The sequence below is a fragment of the Planctopirus limnophila DSM 3776 genome, assembly GCF_000092105.1.
In the GTDB taxonomy this organism is placed as follows: domain Bacteria; phylum Planctomycetota; class Planctomycetia; order Planctomycetales; family Planctomycetaceae; genus Planctopirus; species Planctopirus limnophila.
Genome location: NC_014148.1, coordinates 2,333,821 through 2,351,902, shown reverse-complemented (window position 1 = coordinate 2,351,902; position 18,082 = coordinate 2,333,821). Strand labels below are relative to the sequence as shown.

The 18,082-nt window shown below is 53.2% G+C and carries 10 protein-coding genes; 1 reads left to right on the top strand and 9 read right to left on the bottom strand.

The features are described 5' to 3' along the window. Window positions 1-62: 62 nt before the first annotated feature. The 8 genes from PLIM_RS09375 to htpG form a co-directional block, all read right to left on the bottom strand. Window positions 63-1,214 carry a hypothetical protein gene (locus tag PLIM_RS09375; protein ID WP_013110068.1) on the bottom strand — a complete coding sequence of 384 codons (1,152 nt, stop codon included), beginning with the start codon at window positions 1,212-1,214 and terminating at the stop codon, window positions 63-65. Continuing rightward, window positions 1,214-3,271, bottom strand: a complete 2,058-nt coding sequence (locus PLIM_RS09370; RefSeq protein WP_013110067.1) for a hypothetical protein — start codon at window positions 3,269-3,271, stop codon at window positions 1,214-1,216. The genes PLIM_RS09375 and PLIM_RS09370 overlap by 1 nt, the downstream gene beginning before the upstream one ends. Window positions 3,272-3,295: 24 nt before the next feature. Further along, the gene (locus PLIM_RS09365) at window positions 3,296-5,776 is read right to left on the bottom strand and encodes a hypothetical protein (protein ID WP_041401483.1); all 2,481 of its coding nucleotides are present in this window, start codon (window positions 5,774-5,776) and stop codon (window positions 3,296-3,298) included. 50 nt (window positions 5,777-5,826) lie between these two features. Beyond that, a complete protein-coding gene (locus PLIM_RS09360; RefSeq protein WP_013110065.1) occupies window positions 5,827-8,463 on the bottom strand; it encodes a hypothetical protein in 2,637 nt (878 codons plus the stop codon). Continuing rightward, on the bottom strand, window positions 8,460-10,781 hold the full coding sequence (locus PLIM_RS09355; RefSeq protein WP_013110064.1) for a BatA domain-containing protein: 2,322 nt from the start codon (window positions 10,779-10,781) through the stop codon (window positions 8,460-8,462). The genes PLIM_RS09360 and PLIM_RS09355 overlap by 4 nt, the downstream gene beginning before the upstream one ends. A gap of 225 nt (window positions 10,782-11,006) precedes the next feature. Beyond that, window positions 11,007-11,918 carry a DUF58 domain-containing protein gene (locus PLIM_RS09350; protein ID WP_013110063.1) on the bottom strand — a complete coding sequence of 304 codons (912 nt, stop codon included), beginning with the start codon at window positions 11,916-11,918 and terminating at the stop codon, window positions 11,007-11,009. Then, on the bottom strand, window positions 11,884-12,933 hold the full coding sequence (locus PLIM_RS09345; protein ID WP_013110062.1) for an AAA family ATPase: 1,050 nt from the start codon (window positions 12,931-12,933) through the stop codon (window positions 11,884-11,886). Before PLIM_RS09345 ends, PLIM_RS09350 begins: the two co-directional genes overlap by 35 nt. Before the next feature lie 317 nt (window positions 12,934-13,250). Beyond that, window positions 13,251-15,191 carry a molecular chaperone HtpG gene (gene htpG / locus PLIM_RS09340; RefSeq protein WP_013110061.1) on the bottom strand — a complete coding sequence of 647 codons (1,941 nt, stop codon included), beginning with the start codon at window positions 15,189-15,191 and terminating at the stop codon, window positions 13,251-13,253. Between the two features lie 426 nt (window positions 15,192-15,617). On the opposite strand from htpG, the gene PLIM_RS09330 reads away from it, so the two are divergent. Further along, on the top strand, window positions 15,618-17,108 hold the full coding sequence (locus PLIM_RS09330; RefSeq protein WP_013110060.1) for a DUF1570 domain-containing protein: 1,491 nt from the start codon (window positions 15,618-15,620) through the stop codon (window positions 17,106-17,108). 18 nt (window positions 17,109-17,126) lie between these two features. On the opposite strand, the gene PLIM_RS09325 is transcribed toward PLIM_RS09330, so the two are convergent. After that, window positions 17,127-17,891: a sugar phosphate isomerase/epimerase family protein gene (locus PLIM_RS09325; RefSeq protein ID WP_261340086.1), complete on the bottom strand. Its 765-nt coding sequence runs from the start codon at window positions 17,889-17,891 to the stop codon at window positions 17,127-17,129. Window positions 17,892-18,082 lie beyond the last annotated feature (191 nt).

Here is an 18,082-nt window from a genome sequence, read left to right as displayed (position 1 = left end):
ATCCACCAGGTTTCGTAAAAACTCGGAGCGATCAGTTGATTTGTGTGAGAGGTGCTTGGATTTCATGGGGATGGTTTCGCCGGGCGATTGGCCAGTTTTTTCGAGTAGGCATCGATCGCTCGGCCGTAATTCGGAGGAAAGCTCCGACTGATGATATTACGGGCTTCAGCCTGCTGCTTTTCGGGAAGATTCCCCCAGGCTCCGTCTTTGGAGAACTTTTTCTTTTCGCTTTCACCGGGGGCTGTTGCCCCTTTGACAGAGCTGTCTTCAGCAGCACCCCCACTTTCGTTGGAGTTTCCACCTTCACCGCCACCACCACCGCCGCCTCCACCCATCTGCTGCTCGATCTTTTTGATGAGTTCATCGAGGTTCGTGATGATCTTTTCCTGAACTCCCTGCACTTTTTCACCCGCGCGGCCCAGATCCAGCCGACGGCGGGAATCGGCCATTAATCGAGCGACTTCTCCTAGCGACTTCGCTTCGAAAGCATCGAGATCGGCTTTGATCAACTCAGCTGTCGAGCGATAACGTAATGGAGAATCCTGAGTCTTTTCGAGCAGCTGATTCAGAGCTAACCGGCAGTTCTCGATATCAAGTAAAGCCTGGGCCACAACGGCTCGGAAAAAAAACAGAGTGGCGGGCGAGACAACTTCGCGAGCATCGGTTGCCGCCAGCTCCAGCTGGGCTTCATCATACAACTGCCGCTCAACAAGATATCTTCCGTAATACAAGGCGAGATTGGACTTGAGAAAAGGCGTAAGATCACTGCGGCTCATCATGGCTGACCACTGGGCTGGATCTGGGATCCGTGCTGGATCTGGGGTCAGTGTGGGCTGATTGCACTGGGCGACCAGTCGGCCAATCTCAGGATCTGCACTGGCGGCAATCTGAACCACTTTCAGCAGTCGGGAATCGACGTCTGTCGCTTCCTGAAATGGCGCAATTAGGGATTCCAGATCGGCAGGAGGATTCTTCAGATTCAGGAGACTTTGCCTGAGCTTGGTCTCAACTATGGTTGCTGAGGGAGGAGCAAAAACATCGACAGACGATTCTTGCGCAAAGGTTGATGGGGCCACCAATGAACCCGTCAGCATCCAGAAGCAGATGCTCAACAGACTCACCTGCCAACACGGAGATCGATGGTTCTGGAGTCGTGTCGCGTCTCCGGCTGGCGAAGTTCGCGTGAAAAAATCCGTGAAAGTGAATGACGACATTACTCATTCCTTCCTGTGGCAAGATCGTAAGTGGCTTTTCGAACCTGCTCTTGCCGCAGCCCGAGTTCTCGCAATTGACCAATCATGTCGTTATCGATGGCTTGTTCACCATCCACAAGACGCCCAATGAGTTTCGTGCGTCGATTCACGCGGTACTGAAGTGAACGCAGCAGCTTCAACTCAGCCAGCTGATTGACCAGTGCCTTCTGTTGTTGCTGTTGCTGCTGCTGCTGTTGTTGCTGCTGTTTCTCGTCTTTCATTTTTTCCATTTCCTGCCTTAAGGCATCGACGAGTTCTTCGAGAGCTTCAATCACGTCCTTTTCAATCTGCTGCGTCAGCGTGGCGACATCAGCTCTTTCGAGTCGCTGAGAAATGGTCTTCATATCCGCTTGAATTTGCTCGACGGTTTCCGGGAAGGCAATTGAAGAGCCTTCTTCGCGGAGGAGCGTCAAGGCCTTGGACGCTTCGAGCACCAGTTCATTCTGCTGTCGAGAGAGTTCAAGAGCCCGTGAACGATGACGATCGGTTCTCTGTTTTTCAGGAACAGAAGCTAACCCCATGGTGCTGTTGTAAATGGCGATTTCCCGGGCCAGCATTTCCCGGAAGCGGGATTCGAGGGCCGCCAGCATGAGCTCGCGCTCTTCTTCACGCAGTTGTCGCAAGATCTCTTCGAGTTTTTCGCGGGCTTTGATCAGATCGGTCAGTGCCTTGTCCTGTTGATCCGAAGCGCCGCCAGCATTTTTTTTGCGGAGCTCTTCGATCGCTTTATCCATGGCCCGAATTGATTGCTCGACTTCGTCACGGCCGGGTGTTTTCTCAGGCTGTTTGCCATTCTCATCTTTTGACGGAGAAGACTGACCTGAATCCCCTGATTCCGAAGGCTGACTTTCAGAGGGCTGGCCTTCCGATGGTTTTCCTTGGGAGGGCTTGCCTTGAGATGGCTTACCCTGAGAGGGCTTACCTTGGGAAGGCTTTCCCTCAGACGGTTTTCCTTCGGATGGTTTCCCCTCGGACGGCTTTCCATTTGATGGATCGCCTGGAGAATCCCCCGGCTTCTTTTCAGAAGCAGGGTCTTTGGGATCTTGACCTTCGCTTTCCGAAGGTTTGCCATTTTTGCCTTCCGGTGGCGTTTTCGAATCTGGTGATTTTTCTTTGCCATTCTTCCCGGAAGATTGGCCTTCCTTACCCTCTGAGCCCTTCTTTTCGTCAGAGCTGTTCATCGGATCCTTGGATTCCGAATCACCAGAATCAGGCTTGGAGGGATCGCCATCTTTGGATTCACTCCCATCCGACGGTTTTTCACTGCTTTCGGAAGAGTCGCCTTTTCTCTGCGATGGGCTCGATGATCGCTTGGCTGCATCCTGCTGATCGATTTTTTGAGTCAGTTTGCGGGCATCTTCGGCGATTTTGGATTGTCGCTTTTCGATGTCGCCCAGAGGGCCGCCTCGTTCGGTTGCAGAACGAGTATCCTGTTGCTGGCCGATGAGCTTATTGACGTCTTTGATCAGGTCCTGCACGCGTGCCCGTTCGCGTTCGATTTCGTCGCGGCGGTCTTCGCTTTGAAGCAGTTCTAAAAGTGCAGCCATTTGCACAGAGAGATCCTGCTGTCGAGAAATGGCATCACCCAGCCGCTCCTGTTTCAACAGTTCGACGAGGGCTTCCATTTGGTCAGGAACGCGGGTTTCTTTACTCTTCCCAATGGCCCGCACAATCAAATCAGCCCGGGCCGGATCGGTCTTTCGCAAATATTCTGCCAACTGCTGCAGCGTATTTTCAAAACGCTGATACCGGGCAGCCAACGCATCCTGGGATGTTGCCAGTTCCGCGGAAGTTTGTGGCTGACCTGCTGGTGGTTCCTGCCCCTCGAGAATCAGTGACGGCCAAAAGTTGACCAGTATGGCCAGAACCCAGACAGCCAGAGCCACGATTCGCGAATAACGTGCGGGCATAAAGATCCGATTTCTACCCCATGCAGAGGCTTTTTTCGCGAGAGACGCTTTTTGGGCGGCGAACAATGAAGAGACGTTTTCTGTTTGATCGTCCGTTATGGAATTCATTGTCCCTCCCCTTCGGATTCCGTTCTAGTCTTCCAGGGCTTTCAGTGCCTGGGCTTTTCGGCGCTGTTTGGTTTTTTCTGCCAGATCGTCCTGTTCGCCAATGATGGCCTTAAGTAATTCGAGTGCCTCATGAAAAGTTTCGAGCTTTCTCATCTCCAGCAAAACCTGATCCAATGTTTCGAGCAAGCCCTGAATCTGTAAAATTGCATCTTCCACGGGGGCTGTCGGGTCGGAACCCTGTTCATTCGCCAGCCGGAAAAGTCCGATCGTGGCGTCGATGGAGGGAAAATCCTGATCCATGAGCCGGCTGAGCGGATCGACAATCTTGCGGTCGATGCGGTCCAGCATCTGGGGTGTGTCGACACTGTTATTAACCAGTTCCTCCCGGATTTCCCGGAAAGTCTGTCGTACGGAGTCGGTTGACTGAGCCGCCTGACGGATGGCGTACAAAGATCTTTCTCCACAACCGGCGATCGATTGCAGCAATTCGCTTTTGTCGGCGGGAGGTGGTTCAGCCCGGCTGGCGGCAATCATGTCGCGATGTCGTACCAGATCATCGCGGAGTCTTTGAACTTCCGAAATCAGTTGCTCGAATCGCTTTCGCTCGTTGATTTCCCGGGCATAAAGGATCGAAAGTAATTCTTCGGGAGAGACAATCGTAAAGACAAAACGCTGACCTCGTCCGACGTTGGGCCCGACATCAGCAACGTCATTGGCATCGGCGGCTACGGTGCTGATCGTCAGTTTCTGCTTGATGGCCAGGTCGAGCGGTAGAACATCAAAACGGACATAAGGCTCTGCTGCGGATCGTTCTAACTGAACTCGTTTCTGGCGATTCGAGCGATAATCGCCGAGAGGTTGTTCTTTCAGTGTGGTATCGGCATCGACTGAATACTCAAACCAGATGCGATCCACGCCGTAATCGTCGTTGACTTCGCCAGTGACAGGAATTCTGGCCAACCGCGTAATCGATGTGCCAATGCCCCTTAAGGCTGTTTCCACTTGAGGGGCTTCGTCAGGGATCCCTTTGAGCAGCAGCTTGGCCGGCTCGGTGGCGGCGATTCCTTCGGCATCGACCAGCCACAACCGGAAAAGAGTATCCGGTGGGAGCGGGATCGCGTTCTCAATCAGTTCGAGTGTTTCGCCTGCAGCCTGTTTCTCCAGCAGTTCACTGGCCTTGTGATGTAGTCGGAAGGGGATGGCAAGTGTCTTCCCGCCTTCTCGAACAGCAGCCTTTGCAAGGTTTTCAGGCAAGCGAGTCGGTTTTCGGCTTTGGCCAGCAATGGCGGCCGGGAGAATTTCGATTTGAGGCTGAGAATTCAGTTGGTTGGCCAGAACTTCATAGCGAAGAGGCCCCGCCTGCAGTTCGCAGCGAACTTCGCTCAGTGGCTGCGGAGCTGTAATCTGCAACTCGAATGTCGATTCCAGTGGCAAACTGGCTTCTGTTCCGATCACCGGTATCGAGGTGAAGCCATCTCCTGTATTCAATCCTGTATAAGCAGGATATTTAAGGTTAATCGACAAACCGGAGACAATCGGCGGATCGACAACCTGAATTTGCAGGGGTGACAATGTGGTGTAATCTCCGCCCGTCAACCAGATGCTGGTGTCATCCAGCAATGATGTGAAGGTATGTGATGACTGGCCAGTGCTGTCGACCTGCAGATAAGTCCGCCCACTGCCGCGACCTTGATTGAGCCGATAATCGAGGCGAACTCTGGGTGGGGCAAGTTTTCCTTCCGCGGTCTCAATCTGCAATGTCAGATCGGAACCTTTCGGGTGACGATAAACACCCTTTTTGAACGGAACTTTTCGCTCTCCCGGCTGCGCCAGAACATAAGGAATCAGTTCCGTTTGCCGATCACGATAAGTTTCGGAAAGCTTCAAATACCCATTTGCCCAGGCAGCCACGGCACCGAAATTCATGACAGCCAAAAGTGCGATCGGTACCCAGAGAATCGAAGCGAGCAGGCTCGACCGGCGAAATGGCGAGGGGTTAAAAACCTGGCCCAGATCGAGTGTGGTCACATCCTGATTCGCCCGCTCAAGAGTTCGGGCCACCATCGCATCGTGCATGGGTGAAACCGCAGGTACCTGCCCGGCATTGGCTTCAACCGCCAGAATCAGCCGGCTATCCAACTGAGGGAAGCGTCGCTCGAGAACCAGGGACAGAGCCCGCTCATTGAGCTGACGGGCCATGGCTGTCCCGAGTTTCCACAGAGCGAACAAGGCTGTGCCACCGAGGGCGGTCACCAGCAGTAGAGCACGAAGCCAGCGGGGAATTTCAAAGCGGGTGAGTGAAAAGACAAATTCATCGAGCAGAAAACTTCCCCAGAACCAGAGCGCCACCAGTGCTAAAGTTCCCAAAAACCCTTGCCAGAAGAGGTATCTGCGAATTGAACTGCGCAATTGTGAGAGGATCTGCCGGATCGTGATCCCTCCAGCCGCTGGTTTCATGGCTGGTGAGCTGGCGACAGATGTTTCGGAACTGGGAGCTTGCGACATAACCATCGATTCAGCAGGCTTTTAATGAGAGAACGAAGTCACAAGAATTTTCAGGCGAGTTTGATCAGCTTTCTGGTCAGCCACTCGGCAGAAATCAGTCCAACCAGCACAAAAAGTACCCACTCTCGATCCCACAATGTTTTCAGACGCTGGTCAATCAGAATTTGTTCCGACCGATTGGGCAATAATGCGGCAATTCGATCAATGCCAGATTCATTCACAGCAACCGTCTTGGCGGCAGAAAGATTGAGATCGTTCAAATTGAAGTAAGCACCGCCAGTACCTTCGGCAAGATTCTTGAGGCCCACGACGTTCTGACGGATATTTTCATCCTCCAGTTTGGGAAGTGCGACCGAGACCTCCTCCTGCAGCAACTCGGAAGACTGCGGTATCTCGACAGAGAGCTTGTAGACACCTGCCAGCGAGGCACGGAAGTCGCCAACAAACTCCCCGGGCCGATTGGGATCTGCAACTAATGAGCGGGGTGGAACAACCGGTCGCCCTGACGGATCAATCAACTGGAGAGGGACCGAAGGAGCCGAGAGAGGTTGAAATTGAGCGTCAAGAAGCCTGGCACGGATACGAGCCGTCTGCCCCAAGGCAATTTTGCGGGTTTCGGGCATTAAGAGTCCGCGGCGATTCCCTCGTTTCAGTCGACCCTGAGAAAACTCCCGAATCGTTTTGATCCAGAAACGATCATAGTCCTCATCGTCGACAGAACGCAGTCGCCACATCTCTCCACTGCCCAGGTAGAACGTCCGGCCTTGGCCAAAAAATTGAGATGCCATCAAAATCGCTGATTCTGACCGTGGATCCGAAAAGCGACTGTAGACCGTCGCACCGGCTTTCGGCCCGCTGGTAGGGTAGCACTTGTAGAATCCGGCAAACTCCTTCCAGCGTGCCTGCGAAGAGGTGGCTTCATCGGTCAATTGCAGGAAGCTGGCAGCTTCGCCTTCCGGAGTAAATGCCAAAGGCCAAGGCTGTGAATGTTCCTGATCAAATCGCAGGTCGGAAAGGTACGAATTCAGAATGACGGGATACAGCTCCTGCAGTTTCATCAACTGCTTACCCAGCGCACTCTGTTCGGCTGTGGAAGCTGACACTGCGGCGACTTGCAGGGTATTGACATCACCGGCAATGACAATCAGCCCCCCCGCTTCCTGGAAGACCCAGTCGTAAAGCAGGTCAATCGATTCCGGGGGAATCAATCGCCAATCCGGGTCGAAAGCAATCATGACGTCGTAGCTGTAAAGCTCTTCACGAGTTGTCGGAAACGCCGTCAGCAGATTGTCAGATTCCTGGCTGGTTCCTGTAGCCGAAGTTTGCAGCAGGACATCGACGTCGATCCCTTTGTGTCGAAACAGCAGGTTTCTTACGAACTGGTAATCGCGCATCGGGCCGCCGGCCACGAGCAACACTCTTGTGGGCTTGTCGAGAGCATTGATGGTCAACGATTGTCGATTATCTTCAATATTGATTTCCTGTTGTGCGACCACCGGTTGTGCGCGAATCGTATATCGGGTGGAGCCGGTCTTTCCGGCCTTGAGTGGAAACTTGGCTTCCATGGGTAGGTTGTCGCCACTGACGACCATTTCCTGGCTGGCCACAATGGTCTCTGCGGGGTCTTCGGTGGTGCTCGAAACCAGTTCGACCAGCACCTTCTGTCCGGTTAACCCTTGTGCAGTCACAAAGGCAACTACGTCAAAGGGATCGCCAACCTGAACATCGGTTGGCGCCTGCAGATCGGCAACCTGGACATTTCTGGGAGGTTCTGTTCCTCCCACTCCGAGGGTGATGAGCTTCACTTTTTGAGAAAGGGCTCGATCACGGGCCGCATCGAGATCGATGCCGGCATTGTTCGAGCCATCACTGATCACCAGCATCCCCGAGAGCGTTCGCCCCGCCAGTTGACGGACAGCATCACTCAGCGATTCTCCCAGACGTGTTTCCAGTCCTTTGGGAGCCAGAATCTCATCCCAGGCAACAGGAGTGGCCGATTTGTCGTCTGTGGCTTCGGCTGTGTTGGCATTGGCGGAGGCGTTGCTCTCAGTCACCGAAGGTTTGACGGGGAGTGTGACGACTGGCCCTTGTAATGTGGAATCGAACATGAAAACAGAAACTTCGTGCTGTTGCCGCAAAGCTTCGAGCATGGGCGAATCAGCCAGAAGCTTTTTCACAAGTTCTGATCGAGTGGCCGTCGAATCGACAGCAGGTTGAGTGGGTGTTGCTTTGGGTTCTGACTCAGCTGACGCTGAGATGTTCGCTGAAGCATCGATGGCCGGATGCCTCATCGACAGGGATCGATCCACAATAATCGCCACTCTCGAAGGGCGGGTCATCGACTCTTGTGTGCGTTCTTGGGGGTTGAGCCAGATGAGCAGTAGACCAGCGAACATCGCCAGGCGAAGCGCTGTCAACCAGATGCGGGTTGCCAGGCCTGTCTCAGTCGTATCCCGACGATACAGCCAGACCACATACGCGGTAATGGCAACTCCAGCCGCCAGCAAAATGGCCCATGTGAGTGGATCTTCAGGCCAACCCCACTCGACCATAGTGATGGTTGAGTCAGTCGGTGTTGAACCGATGGTTCCTGCCGGAATAATCGTATCGGCCCCGGTCTTTGAAGACTGGCTGTCGACGGATTGCGCCACGGGAAGCATTTGAAATAATTGAGGCCACAGGTTCATCGCGCCACCTGACCTTTCGCCGGGTGGTAACTGAGTCGATAACTGAGCCACTGCTCAGCCAGCAGAAGAATCACGAGCGCCGCCAGCAAACTGGTACGAAGTTCCGAACCTGCCTCTTCCCCTTCGATCCAGGAGACATCCTGTGCCTCATGAATCGATAGTTTTTCGTTATTGCCCATTGTTTTCCGCAAGGAATCGACAGAAATGACTGCCAGCTGGCTCTCTTCCAGCGGCACATTATAGGCGTAAAGTTTCTCTTCGGTGGTCTGATTCTGGGTTGTCAGGCGAACGCTGTAGATGCCGGGCAAATCGGTCTCTTTCTCTTCGACGACCAGCCGAATACCACCTGCGGCGTTTTGATTAGAGGCTGGAGTCGTATCTGGTCGGGTGGATGTCGAAGCGTCATTTCCCTTGGGTTTGCTGGAGGCGGAGGTCTGGCTGTCTTGAGGAGAAGCCTGCAGCCTCACAGTTCTCTGACCGTCAATATCAGGGATCGACAACTCGACCTGATCGGTGTAGAGAGCCGGGTCAAGAGAGAGCAGGATTGGTTCACCCGTGACTCTTAAAGCTTCGTTCTTGTCGGAGGAAATCAGCGATTTGAGCAGATCGAGCTGAAAGACGACATAGGACGGGTTCAGTGCCCAGTCATTCCACGCTGGCTGGGCTGTGGTCAACAGCAAAGTTACCTTCCCTGCACCGTAGGGCTTCTCCAGCATGACGGGGCGGCCACTCTTATGTTTGGCAATGGTTTTGACATTGTCACCACGGACAACGTCATCGACTTCCCAGCCAACCGCTGGCTCAAAGAGTTTTTGAATATGAACAGCATCGAGAAAAGGGTTGTCATCCCCCTGGAGAATCGCGAATGCCGGATGCTTTCCCGCTTTGAGATCGGGTTCTGTGGATGTGACATCAGTAGCAAATTCGAGGGGAGCATTTCCCAGAGGCAAAGGTGATAACCCTTCACCCTCGCGATGAAAGACCCGATTGAATGCTTCACTGCGGACAGAATCCCCCAGAGCCATCATCAAGGCACCACCCCGGCGGACATACTTCTCCAGATAGTCGAGAGAATCCGGCGGCAGTTCGCCCACATTGAGCAGATAGATACAGCGGTAATCGTCCAAGGGCCTGCGACGCAGAATGTCCGGGTTATCGATCGTGGTCTGAAAGCCCGTTGCCGCTGGGTCAGCAGCGAGGGCATCCGCAACATACGAGGCGGCGTCACCAGCGGGATCACCATCGACAATCAACACGGGAATCGCTGCCGAAACATTGACACTTAAGTGCCGCACATTATCGACCGGATACCCATCGGCATCGAGGCGAATTTCAACTCGGCGATAACCAGGTGAAGGGAATTGCAGGTCCACTTCGTGGAGAACTTCTGTACCGGGTTCGATGCGGTCAAAAATGACAGTGGTGGGTGTCTTGACTCCGTTGTCGTAGATTGAAGCCCGAACATCGGTGACGACTTCAGTACCAAAGTTGGTGATCCCGGCAGTTAATCGGAGTGGAACACCAGCGGCGGCTGTGGAGACAGCACCATCGAGCCTCGTAATTGCCAGATTGGGACCGGCCTGAGGGGTGGTGCGAATTAAATGGATTCCCACGTCGGCTTCGGCCAGCGTTTCCATGGCCTGAGCCAGTGGTTTCTGATCGTTCCAGTCGCGCGAGCGATAATCAGAAATAACGTGTAGTTCCCTCACGCCGGCTTTGTCAGCCAACAATAGATCACTCGCCGACTGGATCCCTTTAAGGAAATCGACCCGTTGATGAGTCGGCTTAAAGGAGACAGGGTCGAGTCGCGACGCGAGTTCTTCAACCAGTGGCTGATTGACATCCCGGTCAGTCAGTAAGGGCTTATCAGGTCGTGAGGCGAGTAAGACCGTCAATCTCTGGGTCTGCGGACGGCGGGCACCTTCTGCCGCCAGTTTTCGAATGACTCCAAGACCTTCAGCCCAGGCCGTGGTTTCTCCACGTCGCTCACGGGTTGAGGCACTGTCATCCACCAGCACGACGTGATGTGTCCGCGATTCGCGAAAGAGCGCGAACTGTGAAGGATCGAGCACCAGCCTCGCAATAAGCAGCAGGAGTGCCAGGACGATTAATGTCCTCAGCAGAAGCAGGAGCAATTGTTCAATCAACAGACGTTGACGATTTCGCTGTTCTGCCTGGAGCAGAAACTCCATGGCTGCAAACTGAACCCGTCGATATCGCACTCGATTGATGAGATGGATAATGAGTGGCACAGCGATGAGCCCGGCGCCCATCAGTGCAATCGAAGGATTGAAAAATAGCGAAGAAAGCCACGTCATCTTGCATCCGCACTCAGTTGGTTATGGACTGTTTCCAGACCGGGTTACCGGTCAGGCATGCAGTCATAGACCACTGTCAGCATCCCTACTTGAACTTCACAATCAACACAAACAAAATTCAAAACACTGAAACCCCATGAGCCCCATGGCTTGGTTCAACAATCAACATGTGAGTCATCACATGGGAGATGGTTGGAGTTCCCCCTCAAACATCAATAGAAAACTTCATTTTCGCTGACTCTGGTGCATTCCCATGCGGTGATTCATGTAATGCAATAAAACAGCATCCAGATTCTCACTGGGTCTGACAATCTGGTAATCAATCACAAATTTGGCGCAATGCTTACGGATGTCATCCAGGTAAGTTTTCATAGCAGCCAGGTAACCTTCCCTGAGTGACCTGGGATCACAGACCAGTTCTCCCGAATCTTCCAAACCTTCAAATTTCGTAGGGCCGCTGAACTCAAAGTCGAGTTCCGCATCATCAAGGACGTGAAACAACATCACATCGTGGCCGCGAAACCTTAATAGTCGTAATCCCTTTTTCAGCCCTTCGCGATCTGCCAGCAAATCTGATACGAGAATGATGAGCCCTTTGCGGGATTCCTGATCTGCCACCTGGGCCAGAATGTCGGAAAGATTTGTTTTCTTGGCAGGTTGTTCGTTGGATAACCCCATGAGAATGTCGTGCAGCTGAGTCTTCTTGCTGCTCATGGGAATCTGAGTGCGAATCGAGTCGTCAAACGTCACCAGACTCACGGCATCATGCTGTTTGAGGAGCAATAATGAGAGGACCGCCGCAATCTGCACCGCAAATTCGTGCTTGGTCTTGCCTTTCGACCCAAATTGCATGGATTCGGAAAGATCAACGACCAGCGTCGTGCGAAGATTGGTTTCCTCTTCGTACTGCTTGACGTAATACTTGTCGGTCTTTGACCAGGCCTTCCAGTCAATACGTCTCAGATCATCCCCTGAAACATATTCCCGGTGCTGTGCGAACTCAACAGATTGACCAAAGTACGGACTGCGGTGCATCCCGTTCAGAAATCCTTCGACGACATTCCTCGCGAGAATCTCCAGACGAGAGACCCTTGCCACGGCCTCAGGCGGCAAAAATCTTCTGAAGTCTTGGGTCACGAGTCAGCTCGCCTTCCTTGCTGGGTGTCACTTTGAGCAGTTCTTCCACGACTTTGTCAGTGTTGATTCCTTCGCTCTCCGCCGCAAAGTTGGTCACGATGCGGTGCCTGAGGACCGGAGCGGCCAGTGCCGCCACATCTTCGGGTGAGACGTATGTCCGGCCATTGAGTAGTGCTCGCGCCTTGGCACCCAGCAGCAAAAACTGCACAGCACGCGGGCCAGCACCCCAGGAAAGCCACTCGTTCACAAAGTCTGGGACGCCCGGTTCGCGAACACGGGTTTGCCTGACCAGAGCAAGTGCATAATCAATGACATGCTCGCTGGCAGGAACCTGCCGCACGAGTTTTTGAATCTCAAGGATATCGGCGCCACTCAAAACATGCTGAATCTTGTCACTCTGGACAGAGGTTGTACGCCGCGCAATTTCCCGCTCTTCGAGAAAGGTGGGATAGCGGACATAGACTTTGAACATGAAGCGATCCTGCTGCGCTTCGGGAAGGGTGTAAGTTCCTTCCTGTTCGATCGGGTTTTGCGTCGCCAGCACAAAGAAGGGATCTGCGAGGACATGCCGGGATTGACCAACAGTGACCTGCCGCTCCTGCATGGCCTCAAGAAGTGCAGCCTGAGTTTTGGGTGGTGTCCGGTTAATTTCGTCTGCCAGCACCACATTATGGAAAAGTGGCCCGGTGATGAAACGAAACTCGCGTTTTCCCGTTTCCTTGTTTTCCTGGAGAACATCAGTCCCAGTGATATCGGCAGGCATCAGATCGGGGGTGAACTGAATGCGGGCAAATGTCATCGACAGACAGCGTGCGAGCGTGCTGATCATCAATGTTTTGGCAAGGCCGGGTACACCTTCTAACAGCACATGTCCTTTGGAGAACATGGCAATCAGAATTTGATCGACCACTTCATCCTGACCCACAATCACCTGAGACATCTGCTCTCGAATCGATCGATGAGCGTTTGTCAGTTTTTCGATTGCCATATCCAGGGCGGCACCGCTATCAGCCATGCACGGTCGCTTTCGAATAATGTGATCTTCAGTTGCGGCACTCCCATGTGCCTTCGTCGAATCTTAACCCCGCAGGCTACGCGAATCGACCGCCTGTTTCGAAAATTCTTTCGGAATTCTTGTGAAGCCTTGATTTGCGGCGATTCTCAAATGCACAAGGCTTTCCCGACGGAGTTGTCCATCGAGAAAGCCTTTGTGCCCGTTCGAACCGGATTTTGAGCGTTGTTTTGCAGCAATTGACTCAGATCAGAGCAGTTCAATTGCACCAGGCACCAATCCAACTGCTCATGACAAACAACTGCCGGAAGGCTGTTTGATCAGGTGATAATCACAGTTCGTTTGTCGGCCGCTTCTTCCATGAGTTTCCGCATACGGTCTGCGGTCAGATCTGGTTCGACGACCAAACCATCCAGCAGCATGGCTGAGGCGTAGAGCTGGAGGCCGCAGTCAGCAATAAAGTCATCGTTGGTGCCGGAACTGCTCAATGAGGCCAACCGACTAATCAGCGGTGCCTGAGGATTGACCTCGAGAATGCGGCGGCTCAGGTTGAAATCCTTTACGGTCTGGCTCAGCACTTTTTGCAACTGGCTGCTCATGGAGCCTTGCGGATTGACAAGGCAAACCGGGCTGGTGGCCAGCCGGGTGGCCTTACGGACATCCTGCACACGTTCACCCAACGCCTGGCGGAAGACTTCAAGAACCCGATCAAAACCCGCTGGTGCAATTTGTGACGAACTGCCCTGCTCTTCACCGGTTGTTGAACTCGATGGGGATTCGGCCGAAGCGGGAAGTTGAATATCCGCAGAATCAATCGAAACCAATGATTTTCCATCGAACTCCTGCAGATGCGAAAGCGCGAACTCATCGACGGGATCAGTGAGGAAGAGCACTTCCAGACCACGGTCGCGGAATGTTTCGTAATGCGGGTTCCTGAGCAGACTCGCCAGATCTGGTCCGCCGAGATAATAGATCTGTGTCTGGTCTTCACGCATCCGCTTGACATATTCGCCTAGCGATGTGGTGGCCCCGGGAGTGACATCATGCGATGATGCTAGCCGAAGCAGGCGGGCGATTTTCTCGCGATTCTCGAAATCAACCCCCACTCCACCACGTAGCACCATCCCGAACTGCTCGTAGAATTTGGCATAGGTCGCCGGCTGTTCTTCGGCGAGCTCCGCAAGATAATCGAGAACCTTCTTGGTTAAGACCTTCCGCAGCTTGGGAATCAGCCGATTGTCCTGCAAGGTTTCGCGGGATACGTTGAGCGGAAGGTCGGCGGAATCGACCAATCCATAGACAAAGTGCAGATAATCAGGCAGCAGATCTTTGTTATCGTCCTGAACGAGAATTCTTTTCGCGCACAGCGTCAGACCGTGTTCAAGGCGACCGAACCCCTGCAGTTCAAGGTTGACTGGCGGACAATACAGAATCGATTGAAACTGCAGCGGCGAATCTGCCGAGAGATGCAGATGCCACAAAGGCTCTTCATTCGCGTGGTGTGTGAGCCATTGATAAAAGCTCTTGTACTGCTCGGGCGTCACCTGCGACTTAGGCTCGACCCAGATGGGTGGCTGATTGTTGACGTGCTTTTCGCCCACATAGACGGCATGCGGCACAAATGTCGAGTACCGGCGAACAATCGACTCGAGCCGATATTCTTTAGTGAACTCTTCTATGGCATCCTCTTTGAGATGCAGCACGATTTGTGCACCCCGTGGTGCTTCATCGACCGGCTCAATCGAGTACTGTCCGGTGCCATCGGATGTCCATTTCCAACCGGTTTCTTCGCGATAACTGCGAGTGATCACTTCAACGGTATCTGCCAGCATGAAGGCGGCATAGAAGCCGACACCGAACTGCCCAATCAAGGAAAGGTCTGATTTGCTGCCGGAGGAATCCGCATCATGATTAGCGGACTTAGCCTCAGCCGCTTTCTTCATGAAATCCAGCGAACCGCTGTGGGCAATCGTCCCCAGATTCTCAATCAGTTCTTCGCGAGTCAGCCCCACTCCATTATCCACGATTGTTAACGTTTTCGCGGTCGCGTCAGGGAGCAATGTGATTTTGAGTGCGGCATCGTCCCGGTACTGTGCTTCAGAGAGTTGGATATGACGCAATTTGTTGAGTGAATCGGACGCATTGGAAATGAGTTCACGAACTGCGATTTCGCGATTCTGATACAACGAATGCGAAAGGATGTTGAGAAGCTGCTTGATCTCTGTTTGGAATGTGAATTCTTCGCGGGTGGCGGTCGTCATCGAAGCCCTCACTGAACTTTGGGAAGTTGGAATTAGTTTGAGAATAGCAAGACGGACTGCCAGAATGGCAGTTCTTCATTCTTATGGCCATCTAGGATGCAACGTCTGTTCCGATTGCCATCGGATCTTCTTGCAACGGCAAGGTCGGACTTGTTGTTTTTTCGTAAGTCTTTGTTGTCTGGTTTCTTATGGCGATTCTTTGGTGTTGATTGCGAAGTTGGTAAACCTCCATGTTGCAAGCAGGTTCTGAAGGCAATGAGATTTCTTCGGGAGATCGTGAGGATAAGCCTTTGAAATTGTCACGAACCGCTACCGATGCGTCGTTTTCTATGGGTACACTCAATCGAAAGAGTTCTACAATCCTGTCTTTCGTTCGGAAGTCGTTCCGAACGATCACCTTCACTGATTTTCGTCCAAGGAAAGCGCATGCCAACTGGTGCATGGCGAATTTGTGGCCGCTTGACACTCGCATTTTCCTGGCTGTGGGGAAGTGCCCTGCCAGCCGATGAGTTTGAGTTGCTGAACGAACGCCGAGAAGTCAGGAAGCTTTCAGGAAGGCTGGCGGGTGAGGGTCAGGGTGCCCTTGCCATAGAAAAACCAGATGGCAGTTACGAACTTGTCGGGAGCGGTGCGATCAAGTCGCGGAAGCCTGAAGAGGCACCGGCTCCCATTGCACCGGCACAATTGGCCCGGCAGTTGGAAGACGAGTTCGGCAAAGACGTTTGCGTGACGTCGATTGATGCGCCTTATGTGGTGGCCTTGCTTCTGGCGGCACCATTGCCAAAAAGCCAGGAGTCGCGAGCCAATGCGTTCTGCAAAAAAGCAACGCGGTTTTTTAAGACAGTCGAAAGTGTGTTCGAAAAGTATGCCAGCGACATGGGACTGCCCCTGGAACCGCCCCCGCATCCACTGGTAGTGGTGATTTTTGAGACCAATGATCAGTTCATCAAATACTTCAATGAACAGACGGGTGGGACCGGGCTGTCAGGGGCCAATGTTCTCGGGTTTTACTCAGCAGCTTCCAATCGACTTGTGCTTCGTATGGCGGAATGTGACACGTTTGAAGTCCCACTTCACGAAGCGATTCATCAGCAAGTCCATAATCGAGGATTGCTGCAACGATTGGCGCCTGTTCCTGTCTGGTTCAATGAAGGCATTGCGACGGGATTCGAAGCCAACGGTGAAAAGGTGACTGGCGGCCCGGGCAAGCTGAATCTGCGTTATGCCCGGTCGGCACTGGCTGCGAAGAATGTGAACTGGCAGGAAATCATCACGGATGACAAGGCCTTTCGAGGAGATCTACTGGCGGGCGAGGCTTATGCCCATGCCTGGGCCATGCACTGGCTGCTGATGACAAAGTACAAGCAGAGCTATGCGACATATGTCAAAAAACTGGGCGAAAAGTCGGTTCTCGCCACCGAAACTCCCGAGTCTCGTCGCAGGGAGTTCGAGTCGATTTTCCAAAAGAGTATTGACGATCTTCAGAAGGAACTGCCGCAAGCACTGGAGGCTGCACTCAAAAAGCAGAAGGTGATTGATCGCGACCAGATGCGGCCCGGGTATGTCGTCGCCAATTCCAACCTGGCCTCGGTAGAAATCAAAGCGACATCCTCGCCCGGTGGACGTCTGCAGGTCGAGGGGCAACTCAAGAATCTTTCTACGATCCGGCCTATGACATTTCTTGTGACGCTCGTGACAGATAGCGGGCAATACACCCATTGGGTGCTCCCCAATGTCCCGATCTACAAGACGACACCACTTGTTCGGCAACAGCCTTCGATGCCCATTCCTGGTAGTGGGGTGATCGGGTCTGGCAGCTCTTTCCGATTCTTTATCGAATCGGCTCTTCCGGAAAGTCCGCAGGCCCAGCAGTGGGAAGATGGGCAACTCCCGATCCCTGCCCTCATCCGCGAGTAATCAGCGATCTTTTCTGACTCATCCAGGGGGAAGCATACGCCGAAAATAAGCCAGACCGTTCATCGTATCGCCCAGCGGATCCTGCCCTTGTGTGCGGATCGGCATGAGCCAGCCGCGAAATTGAACTTCTTCCAATGTGGCAATAACTTCAGGCCAGGGGATTGTTCCTTCGCCAATAGGCGTCTCAAGGCCTCCCTGCTGGAAATCACGGATGCCATCGCGAATTGTGACATGGCCGATCTGATCGTGGAGCGAAGTAATGGCTTCCGCAACCGAGAGGCCCTGCATCGCAAACGAGGCCGTATCGAAATCAATTGCCAGTCGGCCGGTGGAGATGGACGTAATGAATTGACGCAGATTCTGAGGCGAATCGGCTGTCGGGATGATACAGAGGATTACTCCATGATGATCTGCCTCTCGAGTGAGATCGGAAAACACATCATCGAGAATCTTGCGAGCCTTGGAGGTCGCTGTCGTGGGATCGTTTTCGGTGGCTTGAGGCAAGTGGCCTGGGCGAAGACAGATGGTGCTCAGGCGGAGTTTTCCTGCAAGTTGAATGGCATGCCGGATGAGCGTCAGTCGGTCATCCAGCCCATCGTCTTCAAAAAGTGCCTTTCGCAGTGGTAACCAGCCACTGGCCAGAGTGAGCCCCAGTTCACTGGCATAATGCTGCAGTTCTTTGAGGGCTGTGGCATTCCAGTCCGGGCCGTTGACTTCTCTGGCGAGGTCAAGTTGCACTCCTCGGGCCCCAGCCTCTTGTGCGGCTTGTAGTGATTGGCGCATCGGGAGTCGAAACAATCTTGTCGGCAGAGAAAGATGCTTTTGATTCATAAACAGACATACTCGATGCTATTGAATAATTGCAGCGGCGTGACGCAAAGCCCCGGAATGACTTTTAGAAGACTTTATTCTGAAAATCTGGCCACAATCCGGCAACTGTGAGGCTTACAAGTTGCCTGCTCACTCGTCCCACC